We start from the raw sequence: 17011 nt of genomic DNA, 5'->3' as shown, positions 1-17011 counted from the left end.
TTTATAGGTATAAGGGTAGCCACTAATTCAGTTTTACGTTTACTGTCAGTATAATATTTGCCGTTGCACCGGGAGCAAGGCTCACGTCTGTTGTATTTAACAGTTGTTGCTGGCTGGTGCCATTAAAAGAAGCGGCTGTTTTACCTGATAACGGACCGGTGGCATCCAATGAGACTACTGAAAAAGTAGCCGGTGCAGGCAACGCTGCACTGAGGTTGTCTACCACTTGTACATTATTGATTGTAATATCTGCACCAGGATTGGTTACCGTAAAGCGAAACGTTATCGTATAAGTTCCATCGGCATTCATTACTGGCGTACTGGCTGTTTTCACTACCTGTATACGGCAATCTTCTACTTTCGCCTGCAGGTCTGCAATACTAACCGCGCACACTCCATTACTGGTAGTCCAGCGGAAAGTATAGGCGCCCGATTGCAAACCGGTTACCACTGCATTTGCTGCATGCAAATCGCTGAATACCGGTGTTCCTGGGCCTCCGGTCACCGACCAGGCGCCAATACCAACAACCGGCGTATTAGCGGTCAATGTAAGCGGAGAATACAAACAGATATTTTGCAACGGCCCTGTGCTGGCTACTGTAGGTGGATCATCTACCCGGATCTGTATTGTGCTGGCACTCTGGCAACTGCCGGAATTAATCGCCCATTGCAAGGTGTAGGTACCTGCAGTAAGCCCCGTAATATCAGTAGTGGGAACAGTAGGGTCTGTAAATACAGCTGTGCTGCCGGCAGGACTAAGCATGCTCCATTTACCGGTTTCTCCGGCAGCCGGCGCATTACCGTGCATCGCTACTGTTATACCGGTAGCGCCACTTGTATTACATATCTGTGCAGGCGTAGTACCGCCTACGTTAGCATTGGCCACTGTTCCTGGCAGAGAGGTAACTTTCACTGCTACGTCGGCGTACTTCGCAACGCAGCTACCGTTAGCAATAGTCCAACGGAACAGATAATCACCTTTTACCGTATTATAAACAGCGGTGGTATTAGCATTCACGGCATCGATCGTAGGTGTGTTCTGACCACTTACCATCGTCCAGGTGCCCACTCCTACAGCCGGTGCATTGCCGGTGAGTATAATATTACCACTGCAACCATCTGGCTGTGTAGCGCCCGCATTGGCAGCAGAAGGTTCTGCCGCCACATTGATACGCAGTACATCTTTATAAGCCGGACAGCTGCCATTTACTACATTCCAATTGAAAATATATGAACCGGGTACCAGGCCCGTTATGGAAGAAGTAGGAGAACCTGGCGCTACTATATTAGGATTAGGCGCTCCAGATGGTTTTGTATCCAATGACCAGGTACCGGTACCTGCACCGGGTACTTGCGCGTTGAAAACGGCAGTTATATCAGTCGCAGGATTCATTATACACAAAGATTGGTCTGGTCCTGCATCTACACCAGTAGCAGGTCCGCTTACAATGATGGTCGCGATATCGCTGGTAGCCGGACAACTGCCTACCGCTGCCAGCGCATATTGAAATTTATACGTAATGCCTGCCCTCAGGTTCTTTACCAATGCAGTATTACCGGAGTTGGGCACAATAGTGGCCGGATATGGATTTGGGGTTGTGATATCCGTCCAGGTGCCGGTACTGCCCTCATTACCACTGATCAGTGCTGTGGAAGCATTACAAAGATTCTGTGTAGCAATGGCTACTTTGGCGTTTTGCGTTACCACAATTTTCATATCAGCGGTACTCACCGGACAATCCAGGCTACCAGCGGCTGTCCAACGCAATGTATAAGTACCCATTTGCAATCCGGTTACTTGTGTATGCGGATCAACCGGATTCGCAAAAGTTGGATTAGAAGGCCCATTCACAATACTCCAGGTGCCCACGCCATTACTGATGGTATTAGCTGCCAATGTAGTAGCAGTGCCACCACATACTGTTTGGTCTGGCCCGGCATTGGCTATAGTGGGTGCAGAAGAAATAGTATAGTTTACCTGGCTGGCACTGCTGGCACAAGCGCCATTGCTGATAGTCCATTGAAAAGTATACCGGCCATCTGCCACGTTGGTTACTGTAGTATTATAAAGATTGGGATTGACGATACTAAGACCTCCCGGACCCTGCGTCTGCGTCCAGGTACCGGTGCCGGTAACAGGTTGATTTCCGTTCAAAGTCAGCGTGCCTCCGCCGCATATTTTCGCATCGGCGCCTGCCGCCGCAGTTGTTACGGGATTGGAAATAGTAATCATTACGGTATCCAGGGTAGCAGGGCAACCACCGGCAGCCAGGCTCCATTCCAATAAATAGGTACCGTTTATTGCTCTTGAAACATTCGTATTATTTTTCGCAGCATCTGCAAACGTAGGATTATTAGGCCCTGAGATCATTCGCCAAGCGCCATTTTCCCTGGCAGCAGGTGCATTACCCGCCAACGTAAAAGAAGTAGTACCGCCAGTCAAACAACGGTCTGGCCCTGCATCGGCCTGTTTAGGCCCAGCAGTTCCTGAAGTAGTAATTTTTACCATTGCGGTGGCACTTTCACAGGCATTTTTAATTTCCCATTTAAAAGTATAAGTAGTGTTGGCCGCCATACCGGTAACAATGGCATGAGGATCATGCGTATCGGAGAAAGTAATACCGCTTGCCGGCGTCACTGTCCAGGTACCTGTTTCATTCAGCGCAGGCTGATTCCCCTGCAAACGATATGGTGTACTATTACAGATCGTTTCGTCTGAACCTGCAGCCGCAGCAGTAGGTGTAGCATTAGCCACTACTACCTGTACATCGGACTGCTGATTAGGACATCCTGCATTACCGGTAATGATCCAACGGAAAGTATAAATGCCATTCGTTAACTGATCGATTAATGTAGTAGGATCAGATTTATCAGCGATGTGGGCGTTATTAGGACCGGCCACTTGCGACCAACTACCATTACCTGATGCAGGTACGTTACCGGCCAGGTGAGTTTCATACACCGAGCAAGCTAATATTTGTTTTGTACCAGCATTGGCAGCCGTTGGCTTTTTGGAAATCTGTACGTATACATCGGCATATGCATCCTGACAACCACCATTACCATTATTAGTAGTGCGTTTAAAGCGGATCAGGTAAGTGCCAGACACCGTGAGCCCATTTAATACCAGTGGACTGGAAGTATTAGCAAAAGCGGTGGTGCCGCTGCTGCCTCCCAGCTGAGAGCCCGACGGAGCACTGATTAGCGCCCATTGTGTTTGATCTCCCCCATTTGTAGTAAAAGGAATTGTTACACTGGTTTCATCACAGCCGGGAATGATTGGAGAAACAGCCGTGATAGTGGGTGGTGTTGTATAATTAATCGTATAGGTACCGGCAGATTTGCAACCGGCGTAATTCTGTATTTCATATGTAAACACACTTTTCACGCCAGGCGTTAATCCTGTTACTTCCGATACCGGCAAACCCGGCGAAGTAATATTACCTGTACCTTGTGTACGCGTCCAGGTCAGTGTTTCACCAGAATACGTTGGCGCCAGCCCGGAAATAATCGCTGAAGTACGGTTGTCGCAATAAGTAGCGCTGGCGTTGGTAGCAATGGTCACCGACTGGGTTGGAGCAGGTACCGTCAACGTTATTTCAGCAGTACCGTTCACACAAGGACCGCTCACTGTCCAGCGGAGGCGGTAAGTACCTTCCACAAGGTTGGAAACAGTAGCAGTATTGGCATGAATATTATCGAACCGTGGGGAATTAGGACCGCTGAGTACCGACCAGGTGCCTTGTTGTCCATTAGTATTGTCTCCGCCGTAAGAAGCATTCAGCTTATATTGTTGAGTAGTGGTAAAACAGTTATTCAGTGCGGCGTCTGCACCAGCAGTTACCGGAGTAACTCCTCCACCGTTGGTTAACTTAATAGTATCGGAGGAAATACAACCGTTACTGTTGGTGATCGTCCAGCTAAATTGCGTAGCTCCTGCCTGGGTAGCAGAAACATTGATAGGCAGTGAAGACTTACTCTTGTCGGTACCCGCAAACGTAACGCTGTTGCCAGTGCCTACTACCATCCACAGGCCACTTTCATTGGCGCCGGGAGCATTGGCCAACAACAACGAATTACCCGGGCATACGTTAATATCCGGCCCCAGATTAGCCACAGTGGCCGCAAAGGTGTTGTAAGTAACTTCATCATAAATCAGTGAACCATCCGTACAAGTAGTAGACAAACGGAATTTATATACCTGTCCAGACGTATATCCTGTAACGTTAGTAGTAAGATTACGTGGATTTACAATTGTAACGGCAGGTCCTCCCACCTGCGACCAAACGGCTATTGCACTTAAACTACCACCTGTTTTACCCACCAACTGGAATGGTTGACCGGGACATACTGAGGTAGGCACACCAGCATTAATTGTACAATTCTGAGCACTCAGACAATTGGCCATCAACAGTATTAGGCATACTAATAGGGCACTGCGGTATAAGACTTTCATCTATAACGATATAGGGTAGTTAATATAAAAATTCAGATAAATCAAATTACATATGAATAGAATAAATACTTAAACTAACATATATATAAGTTCAATAAAAAACAGGCCCTCTCCGGGCTATGTAAATAAAATAACGTTGATCGTGAGGCTTTCCAAAAGAAGAGAGAAAGGAAAAAATTCTTTACGGCAGGTTATAAATAAACAAGCATGACTGAAATTTATACTGCTGTAACCAGCTATCCACACTGATTACATCTTCATCTATCATTGTACGTTGCTAATGATTTCCCTGATGTGTGCTTAATAACAGCTATTATTTTATGCGAACCGGCAATATTTAACCGGCTGTCCTATGAATCGGATGCAAAAGTCAGTTAAATATTATAATTATTCACATAAATATATACATAAATTTATTCATTATATCTAATGATATTAATAATCATTCAGTGCAGCAGCCTTAAAGCAACCAACAACAAAAGTGCATAAGGTATGTTAATATCCTCACTGGCTAAGTGACGCCATAAGGATTTCCCAGCAGGTATATATCAAAAAATAAATAAGGCGCCTAAACTAACTCCCGCCTCCATTGGGTACTCCCAAAATAAAATAGGGTGTATCAAAAGTTTGATACACCCTATTTTATAATAATTTTATCTTAAAACTTAACCGTCAGGTTACAGGTTACTTTAGTAGGGTTTTGGGCCGCTAAACGGTTAGACCAATATTTCTCATTCGTGAGGTTATCTACTTTTACGCCTATACGATATGCCGGTCTGTCGTAAAACAGGGAAGCATCCAATACAGTATAGGAAGGAATAGTGAACACGAAGGTGCTGGTGTTGGTTTGGTAAGACTGACTACCATAGTTACCGCCCAAAGCGAGACCCAGGCCTTTCATCGTCCCTTTTACCATACGGTAGCTCACCCAGAGGTTAGCCATGGAAGCGGGTCCTGCTGAACTTGGGCGTAGGCCCTGAAGCTTCGGAGCAGCCTTATCCATTTTACTCTCATTGTAAGTATAACCAGCAATCACGTTCAGTCCTGGTATAGGATTAGCGATTACTTCCGCCTCAAAACCTTTACTCAGCTGTGTTCCATCCTGCAGGGAGAAACCAGCATGATCCGGGTCGTCGTAGGTAGAGTTGGTAACAGAAATATCGTAATAGCTCAGGGTAGCGTTCAGTTTCTCATTGAACAGGTCTACCTTAACACCCGCTTCTATCTGATTAGCCTGTTGCGGCTTAAAGGTGTTGCCATTGTAATCAGAACCAGACTGATTTTGGAATCCGTTCATATAGTTGGCAAACAGGGATAACCTGTCTTTCACTACCTGATACACAAGGCCGAACTTCGGAGAAAGCGCAGTTTGCGTATAGGCGCCAGCGGTAGAATCAAGGTTAGGGTAATAAGCACCCAGGTTATGATAATTATCTAACCTTAAGCTAGCCATTACCAATAACTGGCTGGTAATATTAATTACATCAGAAAAATAAGCGCTATAGGTATTTTCCCGGTTGCTGTCGAATATCTGAAAAGGTACTTTGGCAAACATAGGCGCTACAATATCCTTGTTAAAGTTATTATAGGCCGCACCTGGCTTCTTATAATTAATAGCCGGCATGTTTACAGTAGCATCATTACGGGAAGCTCTCAGGCTATAGAAATCTGCTCCTACCACCAACCGGTTACGTAACGTACCGATATGGAAGTCTCCAATAAAATTCTGCTGAATATCGGTACCATAGTAAGGGTAGGTTTGAGAGGTAACCGCCTGCGACAGGGTACTGTCGCTCACCACATTTACCGCAGTGGTAAAGCCATCGGAGGTAGAACGGGTACGGGAAAATACGGTCTGGGAAGTCCAGTTGTTGGATATCTTATATTTAGCCTGGCCAAATACATTTAACTGCTGGCTGTTGTAGCTGATCGTATTATTGGCAAATGACAGGTTGTAAGGCAGGTCTAATTCCTCAATGCTATGCGCTTTTCCTTTAGTATAAGGATTCATTCTCATAGGCGAAGTAGCTTTATAACCACTCATTTCCACATCCAGTAACAGGGTAAGCCTGTCGTTTACTTTATAGGAAAAGCTTGGCGCCAGCAGGTAATTTTTGCTGAAACCAGCATCCTGGAAACTATGTTCACTACTTATTGCGCCATTAAAGCGGAAAAGGGCCGTTTTTTGCTCATTTACCGGCGTATTGATATCAAGGGTTAAGCGGTTCAGGTCCCAGCTACCACCGGAATAAGAAACTTCTCCCTTAAATGTTTCAAAAGGCTTCTTGGTAACGCGGTTAAATAACCCGCCATAAGAAGATAAGGTGCTGCCAAACAAAGTAGCAGAGGGCCCTTTAATTACTTCAATACGCTCCAGGTTGGCCGGGTCTACGTTGGTATACACAAAGCTACCCACCCCATTACGCACCAGGTTCGCAGTAGTGAAACCACGTGAAAGCGCAGAACTTCTACCTTGGTTATACACAATAGGAATACCGGCGCCAGGAATATTTTTAAACGCACTGTTGTAATCTGTTACCAGCTGCTCTTTCATCAACTCTTTACCCACTACGCTATATACCTGTGGATTTTCCAGATTTTTAAGCGGCAGTTTGGATACATCTTCACTCTCTTTTTTAGCAAAACGGTTACCACCACTGGCTACGACTACTTCCTCAAGGTTTTGGGAAGACGTTTTTATGACAATCTGCAGTTTTGTGCTTCTGCCATTCTCAACGGATATCGTCTTTTTAATTGTTTCAAATCCCACCATAGATACTTCCAACTCATACTTCCCGTCCGGAATATTCCGGAACTGGAATTCACCACTCTCATTAGTGATTGTTCCTTTGGCAATGCCTTTCAATAACACTGTAACATTGGGAGCCGGGCTTCCATCGGAAGTAAGTACTACTCCATGGATGGTATTATTGGCTCCATCATCCGGATTAGCGGCATAAGTAAAGGAGAAACAGCCTATGAGAAATGCGATCAACAGATATAACCTTATCATTATTATATTATCGTTTATTTAATTATATTATCGTTTATTTAAGCATCAATTTCGATGTGCAAAATTGCAACGATAACAAGTCAACTTATCTACCAATCGGGAAAATGATTTACGCAAAAAGGAATTTTTTCTACCAACAGGTGGGGCTATTTCGAACTTGCCGGCAAAATGGGCTACCATAGCGTATTTCCGGACATCCCTATTACATTAAATTTCATCTAAATACTTACTCCAGATATCCATCTTTACAGGTATTTATTCCGGAATTGCCATGACAAACATACATTCTCCGTGGCTGATTGCGACAAAGAAGAGAACATCTTACCTTTGCAGGCATGGATTATTTCAAAAAGCAACTGGCGTTACTCAAAACGGAAAGGGAAGAAGACCGGAAATCTTACCAGGAGATGACAGCAGCCGCTTCCGTTGCAGACCGCAGGGCCAATGGACTTACCTGGTACCCTATCGCCATCAGGGGCTCTGAAATGAGCCGGGGCGATTACCTGACCGTAGAAGCAGAACGCACTACTCACCAGGATATTCCCCACCAGCTTCGCTTTGGCGCATCTGCCGTGTTATTCTCCAACCATAATCCCCAACAGGACCACCTGGAGGGCACGATCTCTTATCAAAGTGGCAACCGCCTAAAAATCACCCTGCGCACCGATGAGCTACCCGAATGGGCCAGCGACGGAAAGCTTGGCATAGACCTGCTCTTCGACGACAATAGCTACAATGAAATGCAGCAAGCGCTGAAACAAGCCGACGAAAAACAGGACCAACAACCGCAAGGCCGGCTTATTAAGATCCTTACCGGCCAACAGTCGCCCTCGTTCCGGGACGACCTTCCCCCCTACACCAATCCCCGGCTGAACGTATCCCAGCAAGCAGCTGTTTCCAATATACTGGCCGCCAGCGACCTGGCCATCGTTCATGGCCCGCCGGGAACCGGCAAAACCACCACGCTGGTGCAAGCCATCAAAGCATTGATCAGCCAGGAACAGCAACAGATACTGGTAGTAGCACCAAGCAATGCCGCAGTAGACCTGCTCAGCGAAAAATTATCTGGAGAAGGACTCAATGTACTACGGGTAGGCAACCCCGCCCGTGTTTCCGAGCAATTGATGTCGCTCACTCTCGACAGCAAAGTAGCTGCCCATAGCAGCAATAAGGAGATAAAACGGCTGAAAAAACAAGCCAATGAGTTCAGGGATATGGCGCATAAATACAAACGCAACTTTGGCAAAGCAGAAAGGGAACAACGCAAGGCACTCTTCGATGAAGCCCGCAAAATCATGAAAGAGGTGGCCAACACCGAACAATACATCATCGACGACCTGATTTCGAAAGCGCAAGTGATCACCGCCACCCTGGTAGGCGCCAACCATTATACCGTTCAGCAATTGCAATACGGCACCGTTGTAATTGATGAAGCCGGTCAAGCCCTGGAGCCTGCCTGCTGGATTCCCATCCTCAAAGCACAAAAGGTAATACTGGCAGGAGATCATTGCCAGCTGCCCCCTACCATTAAATCGGAAGAAGCTGCCCATAACGGACTGAGCGATACTTTGCTGGAAAAAAATGTAAGACTGCATCCCGAAGCGGTAACCTTGCTGGAAGAACAATACCGCATGCACGCCGACATCATGGGCTATTCTTCCGGTATCTTTTACGATGACAAACTAAAAGCGCATACTTCTGTTGCCAGCCACTTACTGTTTTCCGCAGACATGCCGCTCTCTTTTATTGATACCGCAGGCTGCGGATTCGATGAAAAAACTTCCGGCACCAGCACCACCAACCCGGAAGAAGCTGCTTTTTTGTTTAAGCACCTCACCCAATTGGTGGCCGTACTCCAAGAACATTGCCAACCCGGCAACTTTCCATCTATCGGCATTATCTCTCCTTATAAGCAACAAATAGCCTTATTAAGGGAGCTAATGGAACATGCCCCTGCCCTACAACCCTATGCTGCCAAAATTACCATCAATACCATCGACAGCTTCCAAGGCCAGGAACGGGACATCGTATATATCAGCATGACCCGAAGCAATACCGACAACAAAATTGGTTTCCTCTCCGATATCCGTCGTATGAACGTGGCCATGACTAGAGCCCGTAAAAAGCTGGTAGTAATCGGCGATAGCGCCACCTTGTCACAATCCGGGTTTTATGCCGGTTTTATCAGCTACACCGAAAACAAAAATGCTTACCAAAGTGCCTGGGAATTTATGGACATTTAATCCTTGATATATGCTACCCATCAATCAACTTTTACTATTCGCCTTTACAGCCTTTCTCATGGTATTAGTACCCGGGCCCAATATGATCTATCTGATCACCCGGTCTGTTACCCAAGGTAAAAAAGCTGGCCTTATCTCCCTCTCCGGTGTTGTATGTGGCTTCCTGTTCCATATTACCCTGGTATGCTTTGGGTTAACCGCCGTATTAATGGCCGTGCCTTTTGCCTATATGGCGCTAAAAACAGCGGGATCGGTATACCTGCTATACCTGGCCTGGCAAGCCATTAAACCAGGTAGCAAAGGCCTCTTTGAAACCAATAAACAACTACCCCCCGACAAACCGCTCAAACTATTCAGTATGGGCCTGTTCACCAACGTGCTGAATCCTAAAGTGGCCGTTTTTTACCTTTCTTTTTTTCCTCAATTCATAAAACCGGCCTACGGCCCCATACTGGCACAAAGCTTTTTGCTGGGCTTCATACAAATCAGTGTAAGCTGTACCGTAAATACCATGATCGTATTATCTGCGGCCAAAGTAAGGCACTTGTTCTCTGCTAACCCCACCTGGATGCGTATGCAGCAATGGTTTATGGCCTCCGTTTTCAGCGGATTAGCCCTGAAAATGGCCTTGGATAAAGGAAAATAATCCCACGAGTTAAAAAAAATTTGGCAAAATAATTTGTGTGCTTATATTTGCAACCCCTGACACAATATCAGTTGCCCAGATGGCGAAATTGGTAGACGCACTGTGTTCAGGTCGCAGCGCCTGCAAGGGTGTGCTGGTTCGAATCCAGTTCTGGGCACTAGAAAGGACAAATCGAGATTGATCTTGGTTTGTCCTTTTTTATTTTTGGGAAAAGCCCTTTCCACACCATATATTAAGGATCAAGTTGAAAAGTTAACCTTAACACACATTCACTCACCCAGGCGGTTCGGTAATTGATTCCGTCAAAAATGAATTTTTCAGAGAAAATAGAACTAATACCTATTGACTCTTCGTTTATTCTTATGGCTCAAAGGAGCATTTACTTGAGGAGGAGCATTTTTAATCGGCTTTAACTTGTAATTAGCCTTCTTCATTTTCTATTACATAGTTTTTATGCTATTCTTAAGTACAGAAGAAAAGGATTACTATAGCTTTACTTAAAGCAGATAGCGCTAACATATTAGAAGGCAGGACCGCTTCTCTCCTTTTTTTGCCCGTTTCATTATATCCGTGCTTGCACTTTCCCCGATTTGTTCGGACCTTTATAAAGTCTATTGAATTACCTTACAAAAACATTATTATATGGAATGGCAGCAATTACTTGCCGATTTTTTTGCAGGAATATTTTTAGCGAATGCAGTCCCTCATTTTGTGCATGGCATTTCAGGGAATAAGTTTCCTACTGTTTTTTCCAAACCACGCGGCGTCGGACTATCATCTCCTACTACCAATGTGCTCTGGGCACTGTTTAATCTGATGATAGGCTATGTGCTGGCTAAGCGTGGCCATGTCAGTAGTGAGGAACCCGCTACTATAGTAACGTTATTTATCGGCATTGCTGCGATCAGTCTACTGTTGAGCAAAAGATTCCAAAAGAAGCATAAAGAAGAATAGCAGAGGTTATACATTTTAAACAGGAGCCTGTTTTATGCTACGCAGGATATCATCAACGTGTATACGTTGTAAATGGTATCCTGTATATTTTAAATCACTGGCAAAACAACAGGCATATTCATCAAAAGAGGCAACACTAGATAGGTACCAGGTAACATGGTCCAACATCACTTCCTGCCTGTTGACTACTTCCAACCTACGTAATTCCTCTGAAATGCCTCTGCCATCTGCTTTGAGTATTGCCTCTTTTCTGGTCCAGTACTCATAAAACAATTGCTGCCCCGGCTGCTCATTGAGAATATTATGCCATTCCAATGGTGAGAAAAGCTCCAAATAATCGCGAACGTTTATTGCCATTCTGTGCTCTATATCTATTCCGATTCTTCCGTGTGGGCTTATCGCACAGATAACCATACTACCAGAATGCGATATATTAAAATCCGGAAGCCCTTTCAAATACGGACGGCCATACGTAGTATATGCCAGTTCCTCAAGCATTGTATGATAGCCCATTTGCAAGAGGCCATAACGCAATAGATGTTTTCCCAACAAACAAGCGTGTGCATCCTGCCATCTCTTGTACCACCGAACTTTATTTTGAATGGTAACAGGCACTGTTGCTAACAAGTATTCAAACGATTGTAGTGCTATAGGAGACTCGTAGGTAGTATAAAAAACAGGAAGCATCATTGTAGTAAAGAATGAAATACGCGTATATGACGAGTAGTTGTAGCCAACCGTCAGCAATAACAAAGTAAAAAAAATAATCGAACTTTCTTCTTACGGGAAAGATGGTTGGTATAGTAATTGACCAGAGTATAAGGGTTAAGACACTGCATGTCCGGTACTGGCCAACAATGCAGTAGCAGCCTGGTTACCATAGTAAAAAGCTTCTTCAAAAATAGAAACGCCACTCAGATCTGAGTGGGCATAAAAAATATTCGGATAACCACTTTGCCGTGCCGCCACCAACTCCGAACTGGTAATAAATCCCGCACGTGGACGAATCATACCATGTCCCCATATCCAAACATCTATGATGTTAATCATGCGGTGGATACCAGGATGCATGGCTTCCAAATCGTCGGCGATCAACTTTACCCAATGCGGATGTTGCAGCCCTAAAGCGTATTCACGGGAAGCCACTGGCTCCATATGATCCAATGGAAGGTACCAGGTGATCACCTGTTTACCGTTTTTTTGTTGACTAAGCTGTTGCTGTTGGGCGTTTACATATCCCAGTGAACGTCCTTTGTACATTACGTTATCCCAGCATAATGGATAGCCCTGGGAATCAGGCACCTGATCAAGGGTGATATTCGCTACTAACCAGGGAGAATATACGAAATGCTGCGGCTGGTATAGAGTCGAAGCAGGTAATAAACGCCTGGCTACAAACTGCGGCACTGCCAGTATACAACTATTAGCTACTAACCGATGCGTATGCCCACTGGTTACCTCCAGGTAATCCACATACACCTGGTTTCCTACCGGCGTTACCCGGTAAGCCAGGCAATGTGGCTGTATATGCCCTTCGCTGAATTGCCGCAGATGCTCTACCAACCGGCCATTGCCTTGGGGCCAGGTAAGTACCTGGGAGCTATCTGCATTGGCAGCCTTGCCTTTACGGCCCGCAAAATAATGGATACCTGCCCAGGCGCTGATCACCGCTGTGCCAGCACCATAATCATCCCGGCAGCAATAATCAAGGTACCAATGCAACGCTTCCGATACGTAACCTTCCTGTTGCAGGTAATCTTTCATACTGATGTTATCTAATGCAGTATATACTGCGTCTTTTGAACTATTAGCCAAGGGAATATCAAAGGCATACAAACCGTCTGCTCCCCGCTGCCAGCGTAGCCGTTCCATCTCCGCAAAAAAACGCCGGATCTCCGCCAGGTCAATTGCCGGTACACCAAATTGCGGCACCAGTCCTTCCTGCCAACGACCATGAATGAATAAACGTTCTTCAGGATCAAAGCACAAGTCTGTTTCATTATAAACCGGCCATCCCGCTTCATTATAACCCGTTAATATCCCCGCTTCCTCTAATAAATCCAGCAAAGGCCGGTTACTCAGATTCGGCAAAGGCAAGTAATGTGCACCTAACGGATAATGGCTATATGCATTTTCCCCATAAGCTGCATTACCGCCAACACGCGTTTCCAGTTCCAATACTTTAAAGGAAATATCACCTTGCTGGCGGAGCTTTCTCGCAGCCGACAAGCCCGCTACTCCACTGCCTACAATCACTACATCAACCCGTTCCGTAGTGGCCGGCGCGGCAAAATGCCCATTACGCAGCTGGTGTCCAATGGCCGCAGAAGCGCCGTGAATCCTACCACCAATATGGGCATATTTATTCCTTCTATTGCTGCAAGCAATATATTGTACTGCCGTTACCGTGGCGCCTGCAACAATAGCCATATAGCGCAGGAAATCCTTTCTGCTTAACGTTTTATTCCTGGTATTTTCCCCATTCATCTTCAAAATATTGCACCAATACCTGGTTGTTTAAATGATTAACCTGTACCCGTCTTTTATCCATATCTGCCGTAAATAAACACATTTGCGGAAACACCGCAGCAGAGAAATAACGCAATCCCTCCGGCAACATGGTATGCTGCACTTGCAAACCTCTGGGAGAAGCCATTACATATCCCCATTCTCCAAAAGAAGGCACATAAGTATGGTACGGGATAGTTTGATAACCACAGGATAGCAAGGTAGCATTTACACACCAAAAAGCTTTGGGCGCTACAAAGGGAGAGGTAGACTGTACTACCAACACACTACTATCGGTAAGCGCATGCTGCAACTGCCGGTAAAAAGCGGTGGTATATAATTTTCCGACTGCATAATTACTGGGGTCTGGAAAATCTACTATGACCAAGTCGTACACCGTTTTATTCTCTTTCAACCATTGAAAAGCATCTGCATTCACAACTTGTAATTTCGGCGACAACAAGGAATAATTGTTTAATTTTGTTAATAAGTAGTTTTGCCGGAAAAGCTTTGTCATAGCAGGGTCCAGATCTACCAACGTTACCTCTGTCACATCCGGATACTTCAATATTTCCCTGGCGGCCATACCATCTCCTCCACCTAATATCAATACCCTACTATGCCGCGGGCTATACATCATTACCGGGTGCACAAGCGCTTCATGATACCGGTATTCATCCATAGAACTAAATTGCAGGTTGCCATTGAGATACAAACGCAGGTCCGTTTTACTGCGCGTAAGCACAATACGCTGATAAGGCGAAGAATGGGAGAAGATAACCGGATCACGGAATACTTGCGTTTCGGAGAAAGACATGATATCATTAGCCCACCAAAAAATACCACACAGCAGCAGCATCACTGCCACCGCCTTTACTTTCAGATAGGCGGCCCATTTAATTTCTGTCCGGAACCGCGTACAAACAATAACTGCCACCACTACATTCAGGATACCAAAAAAACAGGAAGTACGAATCAATCCGAAGTAAGGTACCAACATCAAAGGGAATACAATAGAAGCCAGCAAAGCACCGATATAGTCAAAAGTAAATACTCTCGAAACAAGGTCACGAAACTCATAGCGGTTTTTCAGAATGCTCATCAGCAATGGCAATTCCAATCCCACCAAAATACCCGTTAATCCTACCAGCAGGTACAAGATCAATCTGAAAGATGCTGCATGTTCAAACAACAGGAACAACAACGCAGAACTGATACCTCCAATAAGCCCCACCAGTATTTCCAACTGGATAAACCAACCCAATAACTCCTTTTTAAAGAAACGTGACAAATAGGCCCCGATACCCATCGAGAACAAATAAGCACCTATGATCGTGGAAAATTGCGTAACAGAATCCCCCAACAAATAGCTCGCTAATGTGCCAGCCACTAACTCATAGATAAGGCCGCAGGTGGCAATCACAAACACCGAAAATAATAAAAGAACTTCCACCTCTCTAACGTTTAACCATGAATTGCTGAACTGATAATCAACCCAATGGCAATAATAAAAGCGGCTACTACAATAGCCAGTGCAATATTTTTATTTTGTACGATTTCCTTCCAAGTATTTTCCGGTGTAAAGCGGTCTACCAACCAAAAGGCCACAACCAAAATAATCACTCCCAATAATGCATACACGACAGAAGAGAAAATGTATTTAAATTGCAAAGCATCCATATAATAAATATTATTTGTGATAAAAATAACGCACTCCGCCACCATGAGGGCTGGAAGAATGTACCATACCCGGTTCCCACTTTTCAGTACTGGTGCAATTACAGATACGGTAGCCATAATAATTGCTTAATAACAGCGCCGCCAGGAACCCCGTAACAATACAAATAGTAAGTTTATCCCGCTGCCATAATTGCCTGGCTATTTCCTTCATCTTATACATATTGCTAGATAACAAAATTATTGTTCACATTACTTTCTTCCCAACGTTGTTGTTCAAAACTTCTTTTAGCCCAATAAAGAACGGCTGCCAATACTGCCAGCACGAGTGATAATACCACAGCATTCCAGAAGGTTGGTACATCCCAATATACAATGATATTAAAGCTTACCGGCGGGCCGGTAGCCTCCTTAGTAGGTGTTATCACAAAATGATACGTGCCTGGTGGCACGCTGCAAACAAATTCCTTCTGTACCTTTTCTCCTTCCGACCAATAATCGCCATCAGATACGCCACTGTAATAGGAAGCACCTACTTCAAAAGCTGCTTCTTTACCGTTTTGCTCATTTACCAGGCTAATTGCCGCTTCGCACCAGTTGTTGTTTACATCACTGTTGATAGTTACCTCCATATTGGAAGTACGGTCGTTTAGGGTAAAAGAAGGCGTTACAATGGGCTTATTAGCAGTACTGTCGTCAATAAAAAATTGTTGGCTAAATACCTGCCGCTGCTCCTGATGATGATTATAAATTGATTGTATAATAAAAGCCAGTATACAAAATACCAGTGTGCCAACAAGGAACCTTCGTGGTTCTGCTGGCAGGGGAAAAGGTTGCGCTGGCGCCACGCCAGTGCGGGCAGGAAGGGTTATACCGTTGCAAAAAGCATCACTCACCTCTTTCCGGGATATATATTCACCTCCGAAAATATCTTTCTCTCCCCCTGCCTTCTTTTCATATTCTATTACCAATAGGTAGGGAGGATGGATATACTCCACACATTGTACCCCTCGCTGCATATTATTCTCCCAATGAAATTCCCCATTTGCATATTGATATTTCGCATAATAGCGGCTAAACCGTTCAAACTTTTTCCCATTCCAGACAACCGTTGGCTGGTCCGGATTTTCAATTAAGTCTGTTGGCAGCATTTTTTCTTCCAGTGGTTCCATCAGGTTCCAATGCCCATTGTACGTAGAGAGAAAAGCCAATGCGTGGTCTTCCTTTCGCATTAAGGTATATTCCGTCCAATAATCAGTCGAAGCCGTTTCGTAACGTTCAGTTGCAGTAACCACTATATATTGCTTACCTCTTAAAACACCTGTAGCGCCAGGTGTTATCAACAACTTGCCCTTAGCTGGTTTTAAAACAGAGGTAGAATGCCAACCATTGGCATTCTGCGTAATGACTCCATTACATTGACCGCAAACATATACAACAGTGGAGCTGGCATTAAATAAGACGTGCTGCTCACCACATGTAAGGCAATTAAAAATAGCTGGCAATGAAGGCAT

10 protein-coding genes and 1 tRNA gene are annotated in these 17011 nt (G+C 45.0%); 4 read left to right on the top strand and 7 right to left on the bottom strand.

The window, feature by feature from the left end:
* Positions 1-22 precede the first annotated feature (22 nt).
* Positions 23-4363 (bottom strand): hypothetical protein, encoded by a 4341-nt coding sequence (locus ACDQ55_RS11500; RefSeq protein WP_420981536.1) that lies wholly within the window; start codon positions 4361-4363, stop codon positions 23-25.
* Positions 4364-5114: 751 nt separating this feature from the next.
* Positions 5115-7469 carry a TonB-dependent siderophore receptor gene (locus ACDQ55_RS11495; protein ID WP_420981535.1) on the bottom strand — a complete coding sequence of 785 codons (2355 nt, stop codon included), beginning with the start codon at positions 7467-7469 and terminating at the stop codon, positions 5115-5117.
* 335 nt (positions 7470-7804) lie between these two features.
* Here ACDQ55_RS11495 and ACDQ55_RS11490 point away from each other — a divergent pair, with 335 nt between their 5' ends.
* The 4 genes from ACDQ55_RS11490 to ACDQ55_RS11475 all read left to right on the top strand — a co-directional run bounded on the left by ACDQ55_RS11490 (position 7805) and on the right by ACDQ55_RS11475 (position 11312).
* Positions 7805-9712, top strand: coding sequence for an AAA domain-containing protein (locus ACDQ55_RS11490; protein ID WP_420981534.1), 1908 nt, complete (start codon positions 7805-7807; stop codon positions 9710-9712).
* Positions 9713-9722: 10 nt separating this feature from the next.
* A complete protein-coding gene (locus ACDQ55_RS11485; protein WP_420981533.1) occupies positions 9723-10358 on the top strand; it encodes a LysE family translocator in 636 nt (211 codons plus the stop codon).
* A 73-nt stretch (positions 10359-10431) separates the two neighbouring features.
* Positions 10432-10515 (top strand) — tRNA-Leu (locus ACDQ55_RS11480).
* A 485-nt stretch (positions 10516-11000) separates the two neighbouring features.
* The gene (locus ACDQ55_RS11475; protein ID WP_420981532.1) at positions 11001-11312 is read left to right on the top strand and encodes a hypothetical protein; all 312 of its coding nucleotides are present in this window, start codon (positions 11001-11003) and stop codon (positions 11310-11312) included.
* A 15-nt stretch (positions 11313-11327) separates the two neighbouring features.
* Here the strand turns inward: ACDQ55_RS11475 and ACDQ55_RS11470 are convergent, their stop codons facing one another.
* From ACDQ55_RS11470 to ACDQ55_RS11450, 5 genes are all read right to left on the bottom strand, one after another.
* Positions 11328-12002: a 4'-phosphopantetheinyl transferase family protein gene (locus tag ACDQ55_RS11470; protein ID WP_420981531.1), complete on the bottom strand. Its 675-nt coding sequence runs from the start codon at positions 12000-12002 to the stop codon at positions 11328-11330.
* Between the two features lie 135 nt (positions 12003-12137).
* Positions 12138-13799: an NAD(P)-binding protein gene (locus ACDQ55_RS11465; protein WP_420981530.1), complete on the bottom strand. Its 1662-nt coding sequence runs from the start codon at positions 13797-13799 to the stop codon at positions 12138-12140.
* Positions 13774-15273 (bottom strand): polyamine aminopropyltransferase, encoded by a 1500-nt coding sequence (locus tag ACDQ55_RS11460; RefSeq protein WP_420981529.1) that lies wholly within the window; start codon positions 15271-15273, stop codon positions 13774-13776. Before ACDQ55_RS11460 ends, ACDQ55_RS11465 begins: the two co-directional genes overlap by 26 nt.
* Before the next feature lie 11 nt (positions 15274-15284).
* Complete coding sequence (locus tag ACDQ55_RS11455) at positions 15285-15617, bottom strand: DUF350 domain-containing protein (RefSeq protein ID WP_420981528.1); 333 nt, start codon at positions 15615-15617, stop codon at positions 15285-15287.
* Between the two features lie 107 nt (positions 15618-15724).
* The gene (locus ACDQ55_RS11450; protein ID WP_420981527.1) at positions 15725-17011 is read right to left on the bottom strand and encodes a DUF4178 domain-containing protein; all 1287 of its coding nucleotides are present in this window, start codon (positions 17009-17011) and stop codon (positions 15725-15727) included.

The sequence above is a fragment of the Chitinophaga sp. 30R24 genome, assembly GCF_049056765.1.
Lineage (GTDB): Bacteria > Bacteroidota > Bacteroidia > Chitinophagales > Chitinophagaceae > Chitinophaga.
This window is presented reverse-complemented; position numbering and strand designations above follow the sequence as displayed.

Coding starts and splice junctions, on each gene's coding strand:
- ACDQ55_RS11475 (WP_420981532.1), top strand. CDS start 11,001: ATGGAATGGCAGCAATTACTTGCCGATTTTTTTGCAGGAATATTTTTA.
- ACDQ55_RS11490 (WP_420981534.1), top strand. CDS start 7,805: ATGGATTATTTCAAAAAGCAACTGGCGTTACTCAAAACGGAAAGGGAA.
- ACDQ55_RS11455 (WP_420981528.1), bottom strand. CDS start 15,617: ATGGCTACCGTATCTGTAATTGCACCAGTACTGAAAAGTGGGAACCGG.
- ACDQ55_RS11495 (WP_420981535.1), bottom strand. CDS start 7,469: ATGATAAGGTTATATCTGTTGATCGCATTTCTCATAGGCTGTTTCTCC.
- ACDQ55_RS11470 (WP_420981531.1), bottom strand. CDS start 12,002: ATGATGCTTCCTGTTTTTTATACTACCTACGAGTCTCCTATAGCACTA.
- ACDQ55_RS11485 (WP_420981533.1), top strand. CDS start 9,723: ATGCTACCCATCAATCAACTTTTACTATTCGCCTTTACAGCCTTTCTC.
- ACDQ55_RS11450 (WP_420981527.1), bottom strand. CDS start 17,011: ATGCCTTCATTGCCAGCTATTTTTAATTGCCTTACATGTGGTGAGCAG.
- ACDQ55_RS11465 (WP_420981530.1), bottom strand. CDS start 13,799: ATGAATGGGGAAAATACCAGGAATAAAACGTTAAGCAGAAAGGATTTC.